Source organism: Bradyrhizobium sp. LTSP849 (assembly GCF_000938255.1).
In the GTDB taxonomy this organism is placed as follows: Bacteria; Pseudomonadota; Alphaproteobacteria; order Rhizobiales; family Xanthobacteraceae; genus Bradyrhizobium.
This window is the reverse complement of sequence record NZ_JYMR01000055.1, coordinates 87622-108988: the sequence shown is the minus strand read 5'-3', so window position 1 is coordinate 108988 and position 21367 is coordinate 87622. Positions and strand designations below refer to the sequence as shown.

Here is a 21367-nt window from a genome sequence, read left to right as displayed (position 1 = left end):
TCATCGGCGCGTTGGCCGCTGTTGCCTGCCGGGTATGGCCCGGCTGAATTGGTTTCTTTTGCAACTATTTGGGGGCGGGCGTCAATGTCAGGCCGCGAAGCGGATCTGTCCGGCGGGCGAGGGGTCGTAGCCGGTCAGCTCCTCGGCGCGTTGCCGCAGCCGTCTTTCGCTGAGGAACCGGATCAGGGCCTGCATTGGCGGGCGGAAATAGCTGCGCTGCCGCAGTGCCAGATCGAAGTTCTCCCAGACCAGCGGCACGAAATCGAGGCCCGCGGAGCGCGCCGCCGCGCGCGTCGCCACCCCGCAATCGGCGTGTCCCGCGCGCACCACTTCGGCGAGATCCGGGCCCGTCAGGCTCGGCGTCTCCACCCGGCGCAGATCGCGCGTCGAGGCGCCCGCGCGCTTGAGCAGCATGTCGAGCAGCATCTGCGCGCCTGTGCCCTGTTGTCGCATCGCCACCCTGACGCCGAGCGCGAGCACATCGGAGAGACCGCGCAGCCGCTTCGGATTGCCCGGCGGCAGCACGAGACCCTGCTCGCGGCGCACGAAGGCGACCAGCAGCACATCATGCAGGTCAGGCGCGTCCCGCAGCGCCGTCATGCTGGCGTCGGAGGCGAGATTGCCGGAGGAATCGAGGCTGTGGAAGTGGACCGCCGCGGCCATCACCTCGTCGCGTTGCAGGCGTTCAAGCCCGCGCGCGCTCCCCTCGCTCATCGATCCCAGCCCCGAGCCGGATTCGCGCAAGGCCCAATCCAGCAGCTCGTCCTGGCTGCCCCCCACGACCGGCGGCGGCTCCGCGGTCAGCATGCCGGCCGGACGTGCCAGTCCGGACAGCACCCAGAGATCGAGTTCGTGCCGGGGGAAGAGCCACTTTCCGGTCACCTTGGTGCAGGGGATCGCACCGTTGGTGACGAGTTCGTAGAGTTTGCGTTCGCCAAGGCGGAGATAGTCAGCGGCTTCGCTGGTCGTCAGGAATTCCATCCTGCATTCCTATGCAAATTCTTGCTTCTTTTTGACGTTCAACGCAGGTGGAATTCTGCACTTCAATTTCAGTCAGTGCGAACCATGCCTGATGATCTCGTTGCTTTGCAACACATCCTGACGCGTGTTGTGATCTTGGTTGACGATCTTGAGAGGCTCGAATGGTGCGGGCCTCGCGGCCGTCTCGCTCGTGACTGCAATCAACATGCCGGTTGATTCATTGCCGAGATTTCCCGAGTGACTCATCTCCGTGCGGTCGCCGGCACGCGGCAAAGCCTGCCTTTCGGTAGCGGCTCGAACTGAATTCTATCTCCTGTTGCTGCCGCAATGGGCAAACGCGTCACGAGTGTGGCGCAATCGATCCTCATGATTGCGTCCTATGCAATGGGAACCCTTCATGGCCGTTCGCCGACTGTCGGTTGCACTGACACTTCTCTGCGGTCTTGCCGCGGGCATTGCGCCCTCATCCGCCGAGGATCGCGCGATCGTCCTGGCCTCGACGACATCGACGCAGGATTCGGGCCTGCTCGACTATTTGCTGCCGATCTTCACCGCCAAGACCGGCATCGAGGTGACGGTGATCGCACGACGGACCGATCAGGTGCTCGACATGGCGCGACGGGGTGAGGCTGACGTCGTGCTGATGCACGCGCGGCCGCAGGAGGAAAAGTTCGTCGCTGACGGTTTTGGCGCGAAACGCTTCGACGTGATGTACAACGATCTCGTGCTGATCGGGCCGAAGAGCGATCCCGCCGGCGTGAAGGGCAAGGACATCGCGACCGCGCTGAAGACGATCGAGGCCAAGGGTGCGCCGTTCGTGACGCGCGGCGATCGCTCGGGCACCCACGCGGCCGAGCTCGCGCTCTGGATCGTCGCCGGCATCGACATCGCCAGCGCCAAGGGCGCCTGGTATCGCGAGATCGGGCAGGGCATGACCGCGGCCCTCGAAGCCGCGCGTACGGCGAACGCCTATGTGCTGTCCGACCGCGGCGCGTGGATCGCCTTCAAAGATCGTGGCGATCTTGACGTTGTCGTCGAAGGCGACAAGCGGCTGCTCAACCAGTACGGCGTGATGCTGGTAAACCCGGAAAAGTATCCGGACGTGAAGAAGGAGCTGGGCCAAACCTTCATCGACTGGCTGATCTCGCCGGAAGGGCAGACGGCGATCGCCGGCTACAAGGTCGACGGGCAGCAGGTGTTCTTTCCGAACGCGGACAAGCCGGGCGGTTGATGCGCGAAGCGCGAGCGGTTGCCAAACCCGGTGATGCATGGTCCATCATGGCGCATGACCCAGCGCCTGCCGCCCTCGCTCACGCCGCTCGACACTGCGCTCACCGCGCTGCTGCGGGGCGTTGATCCGGTCGCACCGGTCGAATTGCCGCTGACTGAAGCGGCCGGCTGCATCGCGGCGGGGATGCCGCTGCTCGCGGCCTATCCGCCTTGCGACATCGCCGCCGCGGACGGCTGGGCGCTGCGTGCTAACGATCTCGTCGGCGCGTCCTCCTATTCGCCGCTGCCTGTGACCAGGCTTCCAGTGTGGGTCGATGCCGGTGATGCCATGCCGGAAGGATGCGACTGCGTGCTCGATGCCGACGCAGTCGAGGTGTCGGGTCCACTCGCGCAGGTGCTGGCGGAGGGCGTGCCAGGGCAGGGCGTTCGGCGTGCGGGCACCGACATCCCCGAACGCACGCCTGTCGCCGCAGAGGGATATCCGATCAGTGCGGCGGTTCTGCTGCTCGCGCGTGTCGCCGGCACGGAAAAGCTGAGCGTACGACGACCGCGGCTGCGCCTCGTCAATTTGCCGGGCGCAACAGTGACGACGCAAATGATCGCCGACGTCGCGCGCGCAGCGGGACTGGATGTGAGCACGCTCGAAGCCGGCGCGCGCGATGCGACATCGATCGCGGCCGCGCTTGATGTTTCCGCCTGCGACCTCCTGCTGACGATCGGCGGCAGCGGCGTCGGTCGCCAGGATGCCGCTGTCTTGGCGCTGGCTCAGCGGGGCAATTTGATCGCCCATGGTCTTGCGCTCCAGCCCGGACGCACCGCCGCGGTGGGGCGGTTTGGAGAAGTTCCTGTCGTCGCCTTGCCCGGTTCGCCCGATCACGCGCTCGCGGTTTGGTTGGCATTGGTGCTTCCGCTGATCGACCGATTGTCGGCGCGGCTGCCGCGTCGGTCGATGACCTTGCCGCTCGCGCGCAAGATCGCATCGAATGTCGGGATCGCCGAAATCGCGCTGCTGGCCGAGGAACATCGTGCGTGGACGCCAATTGCCGTGGGCGAATGGTCGTTCCAGGCAATTGCCCGAGCGGATGCGTGGCTGCTCATTTCCGCTAGCCACGAGGGATTCGCGGCGGGCGCGGCTGCCGATGCTTATCTGATGCGGGAATGATATGGGTTCCGACATGACCAAGGTCCCGCAGTCGCAAGATCGCAGCGCATTTGAGCAAGAGCAGTTCCTCAAGATCCTGTCGCGCGAGGATGCGCTGGCGCGTTTCGAGGCCGCGCTGTTCCCGCGCGCGATCCCAAGCGAAACGCTTAAGCTCGCCGACGCGCTCGGCGCGGCGCTGGCCGAAGACGTTATGGCGCCGATCGACGTGCCGCCCTTCGATCGTTCCAATGTCGACGGCTTTGCCGTGCGCTCGACGGATCTTTCTGCGGCTGGCGAAGGCGCGCCCGTGCGCCTTGCGTTGAATGGCGAGACTATCCACTGCGGCATAGCGCCGGCACTGCAAGTGGCGGCGGGGACCGCGACGCCGATTGCTACGGGCGGGCCGGTGCCACGCGGCGCCGACGCGGTCGTCATGGTCGAGCACACCCAGCCGGCCGGCTCTGATGCTATCGATGTCCGTCGCGCCGCATCTCCCGGGCAATTCGTGTCCTACGCCGGATCCGACATCGCGCGCGGCGAGGCGCTGCTGCGCGCCGGCACGGTCATCGGCTCGCGCGAGATCGGTATGCTGGCGGCTTGCGGTATTGCGGAGGTGGTTGTCGCACGTAAGCCGCGGGTCGCCGTGATTTCGACCGGCGACGAGCTCGTTCAACCCGGCGAAGCCCTCGCGCCGGCTGCGATCTACGACACCAATGGTGCGATCGTCGCCGCTGCGATCGACGAGAATGGCGGCGAGGCGATCTTCCTCGGCGCCATTCCCGACGATGAAGCAAAGCTCGAATCCGCCATGCGCAACGCGTTGGCGGACTCTGACATGCTGGTGCTGTCGGGTGGCACCTCGAAAGGGGCGGGTGATCTGTCCCACCGCATCATCGATCGGCTCGGCAAGCCCGGTATCATCGCGCACGGCGTGGCGCTCAAGCCCGGCAAGCCGCTGTGCCTTGCGGTCTGCGACGGCAAGCCTGTGGTGATCCTGCCGGGATTTCCGACCTCGGCGATGTTCACCTTCCACGACATGATCGTGCCGGTGTTGCGCAGGATGGCCGGACTGCCGCCGCGCTCTGATGCCAAGGTCAGCGCGACCGTCCCGGTGCGCATCGCCTCCGAGCTCGGCCGCACCGAATTCGTCATGGTCTCGCTGGTCGACGGCAAGGACGGCCTGATCGCCTATCCCTCGGGCAAAGGCTCTGGTGCGATCACCTCATTCGCGCAGGCCGACGGCTTTCTGCGCATCGATGCGCTCGCCGACCAGATGCCGGCCGGGACCGAGGTCGAGGTGACGCTGTTCACGCCGCATGTGCGGGTGCCTGATCTCGTCATCGTCGGCAGCCATTGCACCGGCCTCGATCTCGTCACCGCGCCGCTCGCGCATGCCGGCCTGACCGTGCGCTCGATTGCGGTCGGCAGCCTCGGCGGCCTTGCGGCAGCGCGACGCGGCGAATGCGATCTCGCGCCGATCCATCTGTTCGACGACAAGAGCGAGACGTACAATACGCCCTATCTCGTCGAGGGACTCGAACTCGTGCCGGGTTGGCGGCGGATGCAGGGCATTGTGTTCCGGAACGGCGATAAGCGCTTCGAAGGCCTGAGCGCGAAGGAGGCCGTCGCCGCTGCGCTCGCCGATTCCGCCTGCATCATGGTCAACCGCAACCAGGGCGCCGGCACGCGCATCCTGATCGACCGGTTGCTCGGCGGCGCGCGCCCGGAGGGCTATTGGAACCAGCTGCGTTCGCACAACGCCGTGGCGGCCGCTGTCGCGCAGCATCGCGCCGACTGGGGCATGACCATTGCGCCGGTCGCCCATGCGGTCGGCCTCGGTTTCATTCCGCTCGCGGAAGAGCATTATGACTTCGCGCTGGTCACAGCGCGCAAGCAGCGTCCGGCGGTGCAGGCTTTCCTCGACGCACTCGGCTCGGACGAATCTCGCGCGGCGCTGGAGCGGGCCGGTTTCCGGCCGGTTTAAGAGGACGACGCGGCGTTCAAGCCGCGCGAGAAGGTGGGGGACGCGATGGCAAGGCCGCTTTCGGTTGCGATTGTCGGTGCCGGCATGGGCGGGCTTGCGACCGCCGCTGCGCTCCGGCGCGTCGGTGTCGACGTCATGGTCTACGAACAGGCCTTCCAATTCGCCCGCATCGGCGCCGGCATCCAGATTGGCTGCAACGCCATGAAAGTGCTGCGCGCGCTGGGGCTTGAGCAACGGATGCGCGGCCAGTCGTTCTATCCGCGCTCCTGGAATAACCGCGACTGGAAGAGCGGCGACATCAAGTTCGACATGATCTTTGGCGAGAGTGCGGAAGAGAAGTTCGGCGCGCCCTATCTGCTTGCCCATCGCGGTGATCTCCACGCGGCGCTGGCGAGCGCGGTGCCGGATGAATGCGTCCGGCTCAACCACAAGCTGGTCGGTTTGGACGAGACCGGCGATGGCGTCCGGCTGACTTTCGCCGACGGCACGAGTGCCGTTGCCGATGCGGTGGTCGGCGCGGACGGCGTCCATTCAGCGGTCCGCGACATCCTGTTCGACACCGCGCCGGTCAAGTTCACCGGCCGCATCGCCTACCGCACGACTTACCCCGCATCGCTGCTTGGCAGCGAGAAGATCGACGATTGCACCAAATGGTGGGGCGAGGACCGCCACATCGTGATCTACTACGTCAAGCCGGACCGCAGCGAAGTCTATCTCGTCACCAGCCAGCCCGAGCCGAACTTCCGCATCGAGTCCTGGTCGGCCAAGGGTGACGTACGCGATCTGCGCGCATCGTTCGAAGGTTTCCATCCGCAGGTCGGAGAGGTGCTCGCGGCGTGCCCCGACATGCACAAATGGGCGATCATGGACCGCGACGCGCTGGATCGCTGGTCTGACGGCAAGGTGACGCTGCTCGGCGACGCCTGCCATCCGATGACGCCCTACATGGCGCAAGGCGCGGCGATGGCGATCGAGGACGCTGCCGTTCTCTCCCGATGTCTTGAGGGCATTGACCGTGACGGTGTCGGCAACGCGTTCCGTCGCTTCGAGGCGACGCGCAAGGTGCGGACCACGCGGGTGCAGGAGACCTCGCGCGCCAACATCTGGCTGAAGGAGCGGACCGATACGAGCTGGGTGTACGGTTACGACGCCTGGACCGAGCCGCTGGCGGCTTGAGCTTGATTAAGACGCTGCATCCAGCGCCGCCAACCGCTCGGCTTCCGCGATGTCTTCGACCGTGTTGGCATTGAAGAACGGATCGAGCGGTTCGGTTGGCCAGGTCACCGTCGCGAGCGGATAGCGCGCGGTCCAGCGGTCGATCCTGCGGATGTCCTCGACCACCAGCGCGTGACGCAGCTCGTTGCGCAAGCTCACGCGCCACAGACCGATCACCGGATGCGTCTGGTCGCCTGAAGCTGCAACGGCGAGCTGTGCGCCCTCTCGTTCGCGCGCTTCATGCAAGCGTGCGACCAGATCGCGCGGCAGGAACGGACAGTCGCCGGCCGCGCTGAGCACCCATTCGATCTCCGGTTGGTTCGCCGCGCTCCAGTCAAGCGCGGCGAGGATGCCCGCGAGCGGGCCCGGGAAGCCGGGCACGTCGTCCGCAACGATCGTCAGCCCGAATGCAGCGAAGCGTGCGGGATCACCATTGGCATTGAGAATCAACCCGCTGCACTGGGATGAGAGGCGCGCAATCACGCGCTCCAGAATGGTGCGGCCGCCGATGGTGCGCATCGGCTTGTCACCGCCGCCCATGCGTCGCGCCAGGCCGCCGGCGAGCAGCACGCCAAGAGTCGACGGAAAGCTTGTCGCCGGAATCCTAGTCGTCACCAGCTTCACCCTTCCGCTTGTGCTTCGCCGACTCATCCTCGACGTAAGCGAGATTCTGGTCATAGACGATGCGGTCTTCGCCCGCGAGCGTCATGAAGCGCTTTCCGCGCGCGCGGCCGACCAGCGTCAGGCCCACTTGCCTTGCGAGATCGACGCCCCAGGCGGTGAAGCCGGAGCGCGACACCAGGATCGGAATGCCCATGCGGACCGTCTTGATCACCATCTCCGAGGTGAGCCGTCCCGTGGTGTAGAGGATCTTGTCGGAGGCATCGACGCCGTGGCGGTACATCCAGCCCGCGATCTTGTCGACTGCGTTGTGGCGGCCGACATCCTCGGTGTAGCAGAGCGGCTCACCCTCCTTGCATAGCACGCAGCCGTGGATCGCGCCCGCTTCGAGGTAGAGCGAAGGCATGGTGTTGATGGTCTGCGTCATCTGGTAGAGCCAGGAGGTGCGCAGCTCGGCCTTCGGCAGCGCAACGCTCTCGACTGCCTCGAGCAGATCGCCGAAAGCAGTGCCCTGTGCGCAGCCAGAGGTCTGCGTGCGCTTCTTCAGCTTGGCCTCGAAATTGGTGTGGTGCTCGGTGCGCACGACGACGACCTGGAGATCGTCGTCGTATTCGACCTCGGTGACCGCGTCATTATATTTCAGCATGTTCTGGTTGAGCAGATAGCCCAGCGCCAGATATTCCGGATAGTCGCCGATCGTCATCATGGTGACGATCTCCTGTGCATTCAAATAGAGCGTCAGCGGACGCTCCATCGGCACCTTGATCTCGACCCTGGCACCGGCCTGGTCGGTCCCGGTCACGCTCTGGGTCAGGCGCGGGTCGGCCGTATCAGGAACGATCAGGGGCACCGGAGCTTTGTCGATCTTCATCATGGCCGCGACGTTAGCATGACATTCGGGTCAAGCCGATATAAGCATGCTCACAATGATGAACCAGGCAGTTCCAGTCGTGTGATACGGCTGGCGGAGATTGGGTTGCGATGAAAGTCATCGGCCTTGCGGGCTGGAGCGGTGCGGGCAAGACTATGCTGTTGACGCGGCTGATCCCGCATTTCAACGCGCAGGGCCTGCGCGTCTCGGTGATCAAGCATGCGCATCACCAGTTCGACGTCGACGTGCCCGGCAAGGATTCCTGGCGCCATCGCGAGGCCGGTGCGGCCGAGGTGCTGGTGGCTTCGGCTAACCGCTGGGCGTTGATGCACGAATTGCGCGGCGCGCCAGAGCCGCGGCTGCCGGAACTCCTGAGCAAGCTGTCCGCGGTCGACCTCGTCGTCGTCGAGGGTTTCAAGCGCGAGCCGCATCGCAAGATCGAGGTGCATCGCGCGGCCAATGCCAAGCCGCTGCTGTTTCCCGACGATCCCGGAATTGTGGGAATTGCGACCGACGTCGCGGTTGAAACCCGGCTGCCGACCGTCCATCTCGACGATATTGCGGCCGCCGCAGCATTGCTGCTGCGTTCGGCGATGCCGATCGAGGAAGCGGTCGCGAAAAGCGCTGCGATGCGCTGACGAGGCACCATGGCGCAACTCTCGGACGATTGTTTTGCCTTCGGTGGACCGATGATGTCGGTCGACGAGGCCGTAGGCCTCATCACGACCCGCGTCAGCGCGATTGCCGATATCGAGATGGTGGCGCTGGTCGATGCCGACGGGCGCGTGCTGGCGCGCGATATTGCCGCGCCCCTGCCGCTGCCGCCCTTCACCAATTCCGCCGTCGATGGCTACGCCGTGCGCAACGCGGACCTCCCGCAAGAAACGGAACGAGCGTTCCCGCTTGATGGCCGCATCCAGGCCGGCGGCCTCGTACACGCCGGGATCAAGCCCGGCCACACTGCGCGCATCTTTACGGGCGCGCCAATGCCGCCGGGTGCCGAAACCGTCTTCATGCAGGAAGATGTCCGCATCGATGAGGCCGGCAATATCGTGTTGCCGCCGGGGCTGAAGCCGGGCGCCAATGTCCGCCCTGCGGGCGAGGACATTCCCGGAGGGCACATCGCGCTGCGCGCCGGCCAGCGGCTGCGGCCGCAGCACGTTGCGCTTGCTGCGGCGTTCGGCCTCAGCCGGCTCGATGTCATGAGACGCATCCGCGTCGCGGTGTTCTCGACCGGCGACGAGCTGGCTTCGCCCGGCGAGCCGCGCGCGGCCTCCCAGCTGTTCGATTCGAACCGCTTCATGCTGATGGCGATGCTGCGCCGGCTCGGCTGCGAGGTCAGCGATCTCGGTATCTTGCGCGACGAGCGCAACTCGCTTGCGGACGGATTGAAGCAGGTCGCGGGCTCACATGACCTGATCCTCACCACTGGCGGTGTCTCGACCGGCGAGGAGGATCACGTCAAGGCGGCGGTGGAGAGCATTGGCTCGCTGGTGCTGTGGCGGATGGCGATCAAGCCCGGCCGGCCCGTGGCGATGGGCATCATCGAGGGCACGCCGCTGATCGGATTGCCGGGCAATCCCGTCGCGAGTTTTGTTACCTTCGTCCATGTGGTGCGGCCGACCGTGCTGGCGCTCGCCGGCAGTCGGCCCGAGCCGCTGTTGCCGATCCCCGTCCGCGCGGCGTTCACCTACAAGAAGAAGATCGCCCGGCGCGAATATGTTCGCGCTTCGTTGCGGCGCGGAGAGGACGGCACGCTGGAGGCGGTCAAGTTTCCGCGCGAGGGCGCCGGGCTGTTGTCATCTTTGGTGGAGACTGACGGCTTGATTGAACTGGGCGAGGACATCACGCGTGTCCAGCCGGGGCAGTACGTAGGTTTCCTGTCCTATGCCGATCTGATCTGAGGCGACGCGTTGACGTTATCGACCCCTCCCGCCATGTTGCGCCCATGACAAGAACAACGACCAGAACGATGCTTGATCTCAAAGGGCTGAAATGCCCGCTGCCCGCCTTGAAGACGCGCAAGGCGTTGAAACCATTGCAGCCGGGCGATCAGCTCGAAGTGCACTGTACCGATCCACTGTCGGTGATTGACATTCCGAACCTGATCCGCGAGACCGGCGACAAGGTGGAGATCACCGAGCGCAACGATGCGCGCATCGTGTTCTTGATAGAAAAAACAAATGGTTCGATAGACACTGCCAATGCTGCGCTGCGTTCTTAGGCGCGTTACCGCGCGGATACCGACCTTTTGTCTATCGACATCGATCATGGCTTCTGTCCAAATTGACTTTCTCCGTGCGGGCGCGGAGGTTGAGTCTTGTCTGCGATACGCGGATCAATGGGCCACACACGAAGCCTCCACATCGTATCGGGCATAGGACCCCGCTCGAGGGGTTAACTTTTCAGACGCACGTGACGATCCTGGCGCGCGTCGGGTGATTGTGCGGAGCAGCAGGGACAAAAGCTGCACCGCACCGGGCTGAGGACAGGATGGTAGCGGCAGGTTCGCTCAGAAGGGCGGCTGGCAGGGGAGGAATGCATGACGACAATTGAGAGCGCTGGAAGGATTTCGGGCGCTGGCGCGGGTTTGCTTGACCGCGAGCGGACCATCGCGACCGCCGGGTTCAACCGATGGCTGGTGCCGCCGGCGGCGCTGTGCATCCATCTCTGCATCGGCATGGCCTACGGCTTCTCGGTGTTCTGGCTGCCGCTGTCGCGCGCGATCGGATTGACCGCGCCAAAAGCCTGCCCGGACATCTCGCTGTGGCAGGAGCTTTTCTCCACGAGCTGCGACTGGAAGGTCGCGAGCTTGGGCTGGATGTACACCCTGTTCTTCGTCGTGCTCGGCGTCTCCGCCGCGCTGTGGGGCGGCTGGCTCGAGCGCGCCGGGCCGCGCAAGGCGGGCTTCGTCGCGGCCTGCTGCTGGTGCGGCGGCCTCCTGCTCGGCGCCATCGGCATCTATGTCCATCAGCTCTGGGTCATGTGGCTCGGCTCCGGCGTGATCGGCGGCATCGGTCTTGGCCTCGGTTACATCTCCCCGGTGTCGACGCTGGTGAAATGGTTTCCGGACCGGCGCGGCATGGCGACCGGCATGGCCATCATGGGCTTTGGCGGCGGCGCCATGATCGGAGCGCCGCTGGCGAACTGGCTGATGGACCAGTTCAAGACCCCGACCTCGGTCGGGGTCTGGGAAACCTTCCTCACCATGGGCATCATCTATTTTGTCTTCATGATAATCGGCGCCTTCCGCTATCGCCTGCCGCCGACCGGCTGGAAGCCGGAGGGTTGGACGGCGCCGAGCGAGAAGAAGACGATGATCTCCGAGCATCACGTCCATCTCGACAACGCGCACAAGACGCCGCAATTCTGGCTGATCTGGTGGGTGCTGTGCTTGAACGTGTCGGCCGGCATCGGCGTGATCGGCATGGCTTCGCCGATGCTTCAGGAAATCTTCGCCGGCAAGCTGATCGGGCTTCCGGACGTCGGCTTCAACGCGTTGAATGCCGCGCAGAAGGGGCAGATCGCGGCGATCGCCGCCGGCTTTGCAGGCCTGCTGTCGCTGTTCAACATCGGCGGCCGTTTCTTCTGGGCGTCGCTGTCGGACTATATCGGCCGCAAGAACACCTACTATACGTTCTTCATCCTCGGCATCGTGCTTTACGCGCTGGCACCGACCTTTGCGGCGATGGGCTCGAAGCTGCTGTTCGTGCTCGGCTTCGGCATCATCCTGTCGATGTATGGCGGCGGCTTCGCGACCGTGCCGGCCTATCTCGCCGACATGTTCGGGACCCAGTTCGTCGGCGCCATCCACGGCCGGCTGCTGACGGCGTGGTCCACCGCGGGCATCATCGGCCCCGTCGTGGTCAACTACATCCGCGAGTTCCAGCTCGCGGCCGGTGTGCCGCGCGACCAGCTCTACAACACCACAATGTACATTCTGTGCGCGATGCTGGTCGCGGGCCTGATCTGCAACTATTTGATCAAGCCGGTCGATTCGAAGTGGTACATGAGCGAAGCCGAGGTGACGAAGCTGCAGGCCTCGACTGCCGGCGCAAGCGCCGCGCAGCAGACCGGCTCGTTCGGAATCGGCACGGGCGGGCTCGACGGCAAGGCCGCACTGTTCTGGGCCTTCGTCGCTATTCCACTGGCCTATGGCGTGTACATGACGCTGCTCAGCGCCGTGAAGATCTTCTGATCGCAAACCCACATCGCCGCGGGAGGCTGCAAGCCGGCATCCCGCGGCGCACGTCTGCCAAAACATTGAGAATGGGATCTAGGGGGATTCTTATGCTTCGCACTCGTATCTGCCTTGCCGCCATGCTGCTGGCCGCAAGCCTTCACGCCGCGTCCGCGCAAACCGTGGCGGCGCCTGCCGCCACCACACCTGCCGCGACGACCGACGCCAAGCCGCCGGGCAAGATCAAGCTCACCATGCAGAAGCTGAAGGACATGAAGGCGAAGTGGTCGGCCAACAAGCCGAAGCTGAAAGCCTGTCGTGCCGACGTGAAGTCCAAGGGCCTGATCGGCGACGACCGCTGGTTCTACATCGAAGAGTGCATGAGCAAGACCTGAAGCCGGGTTCCGCGACCAGTTTGCCTAAGGGGGCATGGCAGGGCGGCTGCCTGCCCCCTAAATCATTATAGAGACGTTCTAAATTCGCTTGGCGCGTGGTATACCAGAGACTAGAGTTGCTTCGGCCGCTTTTGAGGAGAACGCGACGTTTCCATGAGCAGCAACGACGACGTTCACAAGGTTCGCGAATTCGAGCATCCGGGCGAGGGGCGCAAGCGCGCCAAGTCCACGCCCAAGGGACGGCAGGTCGACCCTGCCGCCGCGCATGAGATCGAGCAGTTGCTCGGCGACAGGCCGCGGCGGCGCGACTTGCTGATCGAATATATGCACCTGATCCAGGACACATATCACCAGATCTCGGCCGCGCATCTTGCCGCGCTCGCCGACGAGATGAAGCTCGCTTTCGCCGAGGTGTTCGAGACCGCGACCTTCTACGCGCATTTCGACATCGTGAAGGAAGGCGAGCCGGACATTGCGCCGCTGACGATCCGGGTCTGCGACTCTCTCACTTGCGCGATGCTCGGCGGTGAGAAGTTGCTCGAGGATTTGCAAAGTGCGTCCGGCCCGAGCATCCGCGTGGTGCGCGCGCCCTGCGTCGGCCGCTGCGACACCGCGCCTGCCGCGGAAGTCGGACACAATTTCGTCGACCACGCGACCGTCGGCAATGTGCTGGCGGCCGCGAAAGCCGGCGACACCCATGCCCATCTGCCGAAATATATCGACTACGACGCCTATGTCGCCGGCGGCGGCTACAAGCTGCTCAATCGCCTGCGCTCGGGCGAGCTGCCGATGGACGATCTGCTGAAGGCGCTCGACGACGCCTCGCTGCGTGGCCTCGGCGGCGCCGGCTTCCCGACCGGGCGCAAATGGCGTGCGGTGCTCGGCGAGTCGGGTCCGCGGCTGATGGCGATCAACGGCGACGAGGGCGAGCCCGGCACGTTCAAGGATCGCGTCTATCTCGAAAGCGATCCGCATCGCTTCATCGAGGGCATGCTGATCGGCGCGCATGTGGTGCAGGCCCCCGACGTCTACATCTATCTGCGCGACGAATATCCGGCGGCGCGCGAAATCCTCGAACGCGAGCTTGCAAAGCTGCCCGCGGGCGGTCCGACACTGCACATGCGGCGCGGCGCCGGGGCTTACATCTGCGGCGAGGAATCCTCGCTGCTCGAAAGCATCGAGGGCAAGCGCGGCCTGCCCAGGCACAAGCCGCCCTATCCGTTCCAGGTCGGCCTGTTCGGCCTGCCGACGCTGATCAACAACATCGAGACGTTGTGGTGGGTGCGCGACATCGTCGAGAAGGGCGCCGACTGGTGGAAGGGCCATGGCCGCCACGAGCGTCACGGCCTGCGCAGCTTCTCGGTCTCCGGCCGCGTGAAAAACCCCGGCATGAAGCTCGCGCCCGCGGGCATCACCGTGCGCGAGCTGATCGACGAATATTGCGGCGGCATGGCCGACGGCCATCAGTTCTATGCTTATCTTCCGGGTGGCGCGTCCGGCGGCATCTTGCCGGCGGCGATGGACGACATCCCGCTCGACTTCGGCACGCTGGAGAAATACGGCTGCTTCATTGGCTCGGCCGCGATCGTGATCCTGTCGCAAAAGGACAGCGTGCGCGCGGCGGCGCTGAACCTGATGAAGTTCTTCGAGGACGAGAGCTGCGGCCAGTGCACGCCGTGCCGCGTCGGAACCCAGAAGGCGGCGCTGTTAATGCAGAAGCCGGTCTGGAACCGCGCACTGCTGGAAGAATTGAGCCAGGCGATGCGCGATGCCTCGATCTGCGGGCTCGGACAGGCGGCATCGAATCCGCTGTCCTCCGTGATCAAATATTTCCCTGACGAGTTCAAGGAAGCGGCCGAATGACCAAAATTACGTTCGAGCTCGACGGCAAGCAGGTCGAGGCCAATGCTGGTGAGACGATCTGGCAGGTGGCGCATCGCCAGGGCCGCGAGATTCCGCACCTCTGTTACTCGCCGGCGCCTGACTATCGCCCCGACGGCAATTGCCGCGCCTGCATGGTCGAGATCGAGGGCGAGCGCGTGCTGGCGGCGTCCTGCAAGCGCACGCCGTCGGTCGGCATGAAGGTGAAGACCGAATCCGCGCGGGCGGTGTCGGCGCAAAAAATGGTGATGGAGTTGCTCGTCGCCGACCAGCCGGCGCGCGCGACCTCGCACGATCCGGAGTCCAAATTCTGGCACTGGGCCGAGACCACCGGCGTCACCGAGAGTCGCTTTCCCGCCGCCGAGCGCTGGGAGACCGACGCCAGCCATCCGGCGATGCGCGTCAATCTCGACGCCTGCATCCAGTGCGGCCTGTGCGTGCGCGCCTGCCGCGAGGTTCAGGTCAACGACGTCATCGGCATGGCGTATCGTAACCATGGCTCAAAGATCGTATTCGACTTTGACGATCCCATGGGTGAGTCGACCTGTGTCGCCTGCGGCGAATGCGTGCAGGCCTGTCCGACCGGCGCCTTGATGCCGGCCGTGATGCTCGACGACAAGCAGACGCGCGTCACCTACGCAGACAAGAAAGTGGATTCTCTCTGCCCGTTCTGCGGCGTCGGTTGTCAGGTGACCTATGAGGTCAAGGACGACAAGGTGATCTACGCCGAAGGCCGTGACGGCCCCGCCAATCACAACCGTCTCTGCGTCAAGGGCCGCTTCGGCTTCGATTACATCCACCATCCGCATCGCCTGACCAAGCCGCTGGTGCGGTTGCCGAATGCGAAGAAGGATTCCAACGACCAGGTCGATCCCGCCAATCCCTTCACCCATTTCCGCGAAGCGAGTTGGGAGGAAGCGCTCGACATCGCCGCCAACGGTCTGGTCAAGATCCGCGACACCAACGGCGTGAAGGCGCTGGCCGGTTTCGGCTCGGCCAAGGGCTCGAACGAAGAGGCCTATCTGTTCCAGAAGCTGGTGCGCACCGGCTTCGGCTCCAACAATGTCGATCACTGCACGCGTCTGTGCCACGCTTCGTCGGTGGCGGCGCTGTTCGAAGGCGTGAGCTCGGGCGCGGTGTCGGCGCCGTTTGCGGCGGCGATGGACGCCGAGGTCATCATCGTGATCGGCGCCAATCCGACCGTGAACCACCCGGTCGCCGCGACCTTCATCAAGAACGCGGTCAAGCAGAACGGCGCGAAGCTGTTCGTGATGGATCCGCGCCGGCAGTCGCTGTCGCGTCATGCGACCAAGCATTTGCAGTTCAAGCCCGGCTCCGACGTCGCCATGCTGAACGCGATGATCAACACGATCATCACCGAAGGCCTGACCGACGACCAGTACATCGCCGGCTACACCGAGGGCTTTGACGACCTCAAGGAGAAGATCAAGGAGTTCACGCCGGAGAAGATGGAGCCGATCTGTGGCGTCCCGGCGCAAACCCTGCGCGAGGTGGCGCGAACCTATGCGCGGGCAAAGTCGTCGATCATCTTCTGGGGCATGGGCATCAGCCAGCATGTCCACGGCACCGACAATGCGCGTTGCCTGATTGCGCTGGCGCTGATCACCGGCCAGGTCGGCCGTCCCGGCACCGGCCTGCATCCGCTACGCGGCCAGAACAACGTGCAGGGCGCCTCCGACGCCGGCCTGATCCCGATGTTCCTGCCGGACTATCAGCCAGTCGGCCGCGACGATTTGCGCGGGGCTTTCGAGAAGCTGTGGGGGCAGGAGCTCGATCCCGTCCGCGGCCTGACTGTGGTCGAGATCATGAACGCGATCCATGCCGGCGAGATCAAGGGCATGTATATCGAGGGCGAGAACCCCGCGATGTCCGATCCCGATCTCCAACACGCGCGCCAGGCGCTCGCCATGCTCGATCATCTCGTGGTGCAGGATCTCTTCGTCACCGAGACCGCGTTCCACGCCGACGTCATCCTGCCGGCCTCGGCGTTCGCCGAGAAGGAAGGCTCGTTCACCAACACCGATCGCCGCGTGCAGCTCGCGCGCCAGGTGATCAAGCCGCCGGGCGATGCGCGGCAAGATCTCTGGATCATCCAGGAGATCGGCAAGCGCATGGGCCTGCCGTGGAATTATGCCGGCCCCGGTGAGGTCTTCACCGAGATGGCGCAGTTGATGCCATCGCTCAAGAACATCACATGGGAGCGGCTGCTGCGCGAGGGCGCGGTGACCTATCCGGTCGACGGTCCCGACGTGCCCGGCAACGAGATCATCTTCACCACGGGATTCCCGACCGCGAGCGGGCGGGGCAAGATCGTGCCGGCCCACGTCATCCCGCCGGATGAACTGCCCGACGACGAATATCCGATGGTGCTGTCGACTGGCCGCGTGCTCGAGCACTGGCACACCGGCTCGATGACGCGCCGTGCCCAGGTGCTCGACCAGATCGAGCCGGAGGCTGTCGCCTTCATGTCGCCGAAGGACATGCACAGGAAGAAGCTCGCGCCCGGCGACTTCATTCGCCTCGAAACCCGCCGCGGGGCCGTCGAGGTCAAGGTCCGTTCCGACCGTGACGTGCCGGAGAACATGGTGTTCATGCCGTTCTGCTACGCGGAGGCGGCGGCGAACCTGCTGACCAACCCCGCGCTCGATCCGTTCGGCAAGATCCCGGAATTCAAGTTCTGCGCGGCCAGGGCCGAGCGCGCGGAGATGCGCGACGCGGCGGAGTAGGGCTCGCTCGACGGTCTTTTGGCGGCACCGTACTGCCAACTCCTCGCTGTCGTCCCGGCGAAGGCCGGGACCCATACCGCGTGATTTATCGGTAGACGAAGGTGCAAGTACCGCAGGAAGGCTCTTCACCGCGAGTCTTCGCCAAGCCGCTTCCTGGGATTATGGGTCCCGGCCTTCGCCGGGACGACGGTTGAGTGTGTGGTGCGCAGGCGTACCCGCACCGTCATTGCGAGCGAAGCGAAGCAATCCAGATTGTCTCCATGGAAAGACTCTGGATTGCTTCGTCGCTTCGCTCCTCGCAATGACGATGATAGACGTAGCCACATGTCCAGAGTCACCCCCGCCACCCGCGCGCTGACAGCGGCCGGTGCTGCCTTCACCGTCCACACCTACGACTACGTTCCCGACGCCGAGAGCATCGGCCTTCAGGCAGCCTCCGCGCTTGGCGAAGACCCGGCGCGCGTATTGAAGACGCTGATGACGCTGGTCGATGGCAAGCCGGTCTGCGTGATCGTTCCGTCCGACCAGGAAGTCTCGATGAAGAAGCTCGCCGCCGCTGTGAGCGGCAAGGCGGCGCAGATGATGAAGCCGCTAGAGGCCGAGCGTCTTACCGGCTTCAAGGTCGGGGGCATCAGCCCGTTCGGACAGCGCAAACCCGTGCGCGCCGTGATCGAGCAGAGCGCGCTCGCGCACGATCAGGTCTATATCAATGGCGGTCAGCGCGGCTTGCAGGTGCGCCTCAGGCCGGCTGATGCGCGGGATGTGTTGAAGGCGATCGTCGCAGATGTGGTCGCGTGAGCCTCTCGCCCTACTGCTTCTGCAACAGTTTTAGCCGGCAGCGCAGCGCCTCGCGGATATGTGCGCGCGCAAGCTGCTCGGCCTTGTCGCCATCGCGCGCGGCGATGGCGTCGATGATGGCCTGGTGCTCGCTGTGGCTGGTCGAGGGGCGGCCCGACACCGTAAACGTGGTGGGGCCGAGCAGGGCGATCCAGTCCTGCAATTCGCCCGACGCGTTGTCGAGATAGCGATTGCGCGCGGCGCGGCAGATGGCTTCATGGAAGGCGCGGTTGAGCCTCGCCATCTTGACGGCATCAGTCTCGGAAGCCTCGACAAAGGCCTGCTCGATGTCCCGGAGCGCGTCGACCTCGGGCGTTGAGGCATGCTCGGCGGCAAGGCGAGCCGATGCGCCTTCCATGATCTCGCGCATCGCATAGAGCTCGAGCACCTCGGAGATATCGAGGTTGCGGACGATCAGACCGCGGCCGCCGGCGGGCTCGACGAAACCGCGCGCCGCGAGCCGGCCGAAGGCCTCTCGAACCGGCGTGCGGCTGACCTTCAGCCTCTGGGCGACTTCCTCCTCCCGCAGGCGATCACCGGCACGGTAGCTGCCGGCCTGGAGCGCCTCGCAAAGCGAGCGGAACACGGCTTCGCCGAGCGCAACCCCGGCGCCGCGGTCGATCGATCCGCCTGTCCTAACCGGGCGTCTGGCCATGTGTCCTCGGAACGCAAAACGCATCCTGCCCATGCAGAGATGCGGCTTGCGCCAAACCTGTATATCTTTGTATACAAAAGTACGCAATGACCTTGGATTGACCAGGGGCGCCGGCGGGCAGAATGTCTCTAACTTCGTCGCATCGGGCAGACGGCATGAGCAGCAAATACGATGTGCTGGTGGTCGGCGGCGGCAACGCGGCGCTGTGCGCGGCGATCGCGGCGCGGCGCGGCGGCGCGTCCGTGCTGGTGCTCGAAGGTGCGCCAAAGTTCTATCGCGGCGGCAACACCCGTCACACCCGCAACATGCGCTGCGCCCATGACGCCGCCACCGAAATCCTGACCGGACCTTACACCGAGGAGGAGTTTTGGGAGGATCTGCTGCGCGTGACCGGCGGGCAGACCGACGAGGTGCTCGCCCGGCACATGATCCGCGAGTCCAAGGACATCCTGAACTGGATCGTGGAGCAAGGCGTGCGCTGGCAGCCATCGCTCGGCGGCACGCTGAGCCTCGGCCGCACCAATTCCTTCTTTCTCGGCGGCGGCCGCGCGATGCTGAACGCGCTGTATCTGACCGCCGCGCGGCTCGGCGTCGACGTCGAATATGACGCCGAGGTCACCGATCTCGTGATCGAGGACGGCATGTTCCTCGCCGCCCGCCTCAAGCGGCCGATCAAGGGCGAGACCGAGATTCGAGCCACATCGCTGGTTGCGGCCGCCGGCGGGTTCGAGGCCAACATCGAATGGCTGAAGCAATATTGGGGCGAGGCCGCCGACAATTTCCTGATCCGCGGCACGCCCTATAACCGCGGCTCGATTCTGAAGATGCTGCTCGCCAAGGGCGTGCAGGAGGTCGGCGATCCCACCCAGTGTCACGCGGTTGCGATCGACGCCCGTGCGCCGAAATTCGACGGCGGCATCATCACGCGTCATGACTCGGTCGTGTTCGGCATCGTCGTCAACAAGCATTCGCAGCGCTTCTACGACGAGGGCGAGGACCTCTGGCCCAAGCGCTACGCGATCTGGGGTCGTCTGGTCGCCGCGCAGCCCGACCAGATCGCCTACATCATCTTCGACTCGACCGTCGTCACCTCGTTCATGCCGACGCTGTTCCCGCCGATCGCCGGGCAGACGATTGCCGAGCTTGCCGGCAAGCTGACGCTCGATCCGGCCGCGCTGGAAAAGACCATCACCGAATTCAACGCAGCAGTGCAGCCCGGCACCTTCGACCACACCATTCTCGACGACTGCCGCACTGAGGGCATCACGCCTCAGAAGACCCATTGGGCGCGGCGGATCGAGACGCCACCCTATCTGGCCTATCCGGTGCGGCCCGGCATCACCTTCACCTATCTCGGCACGCGCGTAACCAAGGAGGCGCGCATGCTGATGGCTGACGGCAAGCCGTCCGCCAACATGTTCGCGGCCGGCGAGATCATGGCGGGCAACGTGCTCGGCAAAGGCTATGCCGCCGGCATGGGCATGACCATCGGCAGCGTGTTCGGGCGGATCGCAGGACAGGAAGCGGCACGCCACGCGAAAAACTAGGATCAAGAAAAGACACAGGGAAGAACCATGTTACGCATTGCCATTGCTTCGATCACCGCGCTGCTGATCGTCGGTCACGCCGGCGCTGCCGAGCCGATCGCCTTGCGCGATATGGGGTCGTTCCATGTCGGCGGGCGGCTGGTGGAGATTTCCGGCAAGCCGGTGAAAGAGGTCACCTTAACGCCCGGCGGCGTGCCCGTGAAGGTTGATCCCAACGGCACCTATCAGGTCGAGCAGATGTATGTGCAGTATTTTCTGCCTGCCAGCGAGAAAGGCGCCTATCCGCTTCTGCTGTGGCACGGTGGCGGGCTGACCGGCGTCACCTACGAGACCACGCCGGACGGACGCGAGGGCTGGCTGAACTATTTCCTGCGTCAGGGCTGGGCCGTCTACAATTCGGATGCGGTCGAGCGCGGCCGCGCCGGCTGGGCGCAATACCCCGATATCTTCAAGGGCGAGCCGGTATTCCTCACCACGGCCAACCCGTTCGAGCGCTTTCGCATCGGCGATGGCGCGGGCTCCTACGATCCTGATCCGGCCAAGCGCAAGCTGATGCCGGGCAGCCAGTTTCCGAATGAGGGCTACGAGAATTTCGTCAAGCAGAACGTGCCGCGCTGGACCACGACCGACGATGCCATTATCGCCGCCTATATCGCCGAGATCGACCGCGTCGGCCCCTCCATCATCCTGTTCCACAGCCAGGCCGGTAGCTTCGGTTTCAAGGTGGCGCAAGCGCGGCCCGACAAGGTCAAGGCGCTGATTGCGATCGAGCCGGCCGGGCTTGGTGATCCCGCCAAGGCCGATGCCTTGAAGAACATTCCGACGCTGATCGTCTATGGCGACTATATCGACAGGGATTCGCGCTGGCCAACAATCCGCGCCAGGGGCATTGCCTTTGCGGACGCCATCAAGGCTGTGGGCGGCAGCGTCGATGTCGTTGACCTGCCGCAAGCCGGCATCAAGGGCAATTCGCACATGATCATGATGGACAAGAACAATGCCGAAGTCGCCGCCCTGATCCAGAAATGGCTCGTGGGCAAGGGGTTGACGAAGTAAACGGCTCGGCACGAAGGCAGGAAGCA

18 protein-coding genes are annotated in these 21367 nt (G+C 64.8%); 14 read left to right on the top strand and 4 right to left on the bottom strand.

All coding sequences use genetic code 11. The annotated features are described in order from the left end of the window. Nucleotides 1-87: 87 nt before the first annotated feature. The gene (locus tag UB31_RS36515) at nt 88-981 is read right to left on the bottom strand and encodes a substrate-binding domain-containing protein (RefSeq protein ID WP_045014371.1); all 894 of its coding nucleotides are present in this window, start codon (nt 979-981) and stop codon (nt 88-90) included. A gap of 397 nt (nt 982-1378) precedes the next feature. Here UB31_RS36515 and UB31_RS36505 point away from each other — a divergent pair, with 397 nt between their 5' ends. The 4 genes from UB31_RS36505 to UB31_RS36490 are packed head-to-tail and all read left to right on the top strand — an operon-like array spanning nt 1379 to nt 6512. Then, a complete protein-coding gene (locus UB31_RS36505) occupies nt 1379-2212 on the top strand; it encodes an ABC transporter substrate-binding protein (RefSeq protein ID WP_045014369.1) in 834 nt (277 codons plus the stop codon). A gap of 54 nt (nt 2213-2266) precedes the next feature. Then, the gene (locus UB31_RS36500) at nt 2267-3373 is read left to right on the top strand and encodes a molybdopterin-binding protein (protein ID WP_045014368.1); all 1107 of its coding nucleotides are present in this window, start codon (nt 2267-2269) and stop codon (nt 3371-3373) included. A 13-nt stretch (nt 3374-3386) separates the two neighbouring features. Continuing rightward, nucleotides 3387-5336 (top strand): molybdopterin biosynthesis protein, encoded by a 1950-nt coding sequence (locus UB31_RS36495; protein WP_045014436.1) that lies wholly within the window; start codon nt 3387-3389, stop codon nt 5334-5336. Between the two features lie 45 nt (nt 5337-5381). Then, nucleotides 5382-6512 (top strand): FAD-dependent monooxygenase, encoded by a 1131-nt coding sequence (locus UB31_RS36490; RefSeq protein WP_045014367.1) that lies wholly within the window; start codon nt 5382-5384, stop codon nt 6510-6512. 6 nt (nt 6513-6518) lie between these two features. Here UB31_RS36490 and mobA read toward each other — a convergent pair whose 3' ends face one another. After that, nucleotides 6519-7202 (bottom strand): molybdenum cofactor guanylyltransferase MobA, encoded by a 684-nt coding sequence (mobA, locus tag UB31_RS36485; RefSeq protein ID WP_045014366.1) that lies wholly within the window; start codon nt 7200-7202, stop codon nt 6519-6521. After that, on the bottom strand, nt 7156-8046 hold the full coding sequence (gene fdhD / locus UB31_RS36480; RefSeq protein WP_045014365.1) for a formate dehydrogenase accessory sulfurtransferase FdhD: 891 nt from the start codon (nt 8044-8046) through the stop codon (nt 7156-7158). The genes mobA and fdhD overlap by 47 nt, the downstream gene beginning before the upstream one ends. Nucleotides 8047-8153: 107 nt before the next feature. Between fdhD and mobB the strand changes: the two genes are divergently transcribed. The 8 genes from mobB (at nt 8154) to ybaK (ending at nt 18044) form a co-directional block, all read left to right on the top strand. Beyond that, nucleotides 8154-8681: a molybdopterin-guanine dinucleotide biosynthesis protein B gene (gene mobB, locus UB31_RS36475; protein ID WP_045014364.1), complete on the top strand. Its 528-nt coding sequence runs from the start codon at nt 8154-8156 to the stop codon at nt 8679-8681. A gap of 9 nt (nt 8682-8690) precedes the next feature. Next, nucleotides 8691-9947: a molybdopterin molybdotransferase MoeA gene (locus UB31_RS36470; protein WP_045014363.1), complete on the top strand. Its 1257-nt coding sequence runs from the start codon at nt 8691-8693 to the stop codon at nt 9945-9947. 44 nt (nt 9948-9991) lie between these two features. Next, a complete protein-coding gene (locus tag UB31_RS36465; RefSeq protein ID WP_045014362.1) occupies nt 9992-10267 on the top strand; it encodes a sulfurtransferase TusA family protein in 276 nt (91 codons plus the stop codon). A 318-nt stretch (nt 10268-10585) separates the two neighbouring features. Beyond that, a complete protein-coding gene (locus UB31_RS36460; RefSeq protein WP_045014361.1) occupies nt 10586-12241 on the top strand; it encodes an OFA family MFS transporter in 1656 nt (551 codons plus the stop codon). Nucleotides 12242-12333: 92 nt separating this feature from the next. Further along, nucleotides 12334-12618, top strand: a complete 285-nt coding sequence (locus UB31_RS36455) for a hypothetical protein (protein ID WP_045014360.1) — start codon at nt 12334-12336, stop codon at nt 12616-12618. Nucleotides 12619-12771: 153 nt separating this feature from the next. Then, nucleotides 12772-14481 carry an NADH-ubiquinone oxidoreductase-F iron-sulfur binding region domain-containing protein gene (locus tag UB31_RS36450; protein ID WP_045014359.1) on the top strand — a complete coding sequence of 570 codons (1710 nt, stop codon included), beginning with the start codon at nt 12772-12774 and terminating at the stop codon, nt 14479-14481. Then, complete coding sequence (gene fdhF / locus UB31_RS36445; protein ID WP_045014358.1) at nt 14478-17246, top strand: formate dehydrogenase subunit alpha; 2769 nt, start codon at nt 14478-14480, stop codon at nt 17244-17246. Before UB31_RS36450 ends, fdhF begins: the two co-directional genes overlap by 4 nt. 324 nt (nt 17247-17570) lie before the next feature. Continuing rightward, the gene (ybaK, locus tag UB31_RS36440) at nt 17571-18044 is read left to right on the top strand and encodes a Cys-tRNA(Pro) deacylase (RefSeq protein WP_045014357.1); all 474 of its coding nucleotides are present in this window, start codon (nt 17571-17573) and stop codon (nt 18042-18044) included. A gap of 10 nt (nt 18045-18054) precedes the next feature. On the opposite strand, the gene UB31_RS36435 is transcribed toward ybaK, so the two are convergent. Continuing rightward, nucleotides 18055-18738: a GntR family transcriptional regulator gene (locus UB31_RS36435; RefSeq protein ID WP_045014356.1), complete on the bottom strand. Its 684-nt coding sequence runs from the start codon at nt 18736-18738 to the stop codon at nt 18055-18057. A gap of 155 nt (nt 18739-18893) precedes the next feature. Here UB31_RS36435 and tcuA point away from each other — a divergent pair, with 155 nt between their 5' ends. Beyond that, nucleotides 18894-20285, top strand: coding sequence for an FAD-dependent tricarballylate dehydrogenase TcuA (tcuA, locus tag UB31_RS36430; RefSeq protein ID WP_045014355.1), 1392 nt, complete (start codon nt 18894-18896; stop codon nt 20283-20285). Nucleotides 20286-20312: 27 nt separating this feature from the next. Further along, on the top strand, nt 20313-21341 hold the full coding sequence (locus tag UB31_RS36425; protein ID WP_045014354.1) for an alpha/beta hydrolase: 1029 nt from the start codon (nt 20313-20315) through the stop codon (nt 21339-21341). The last annotated feature ends 26 nt before the right edge of the window (nt 21342-21367 follow it).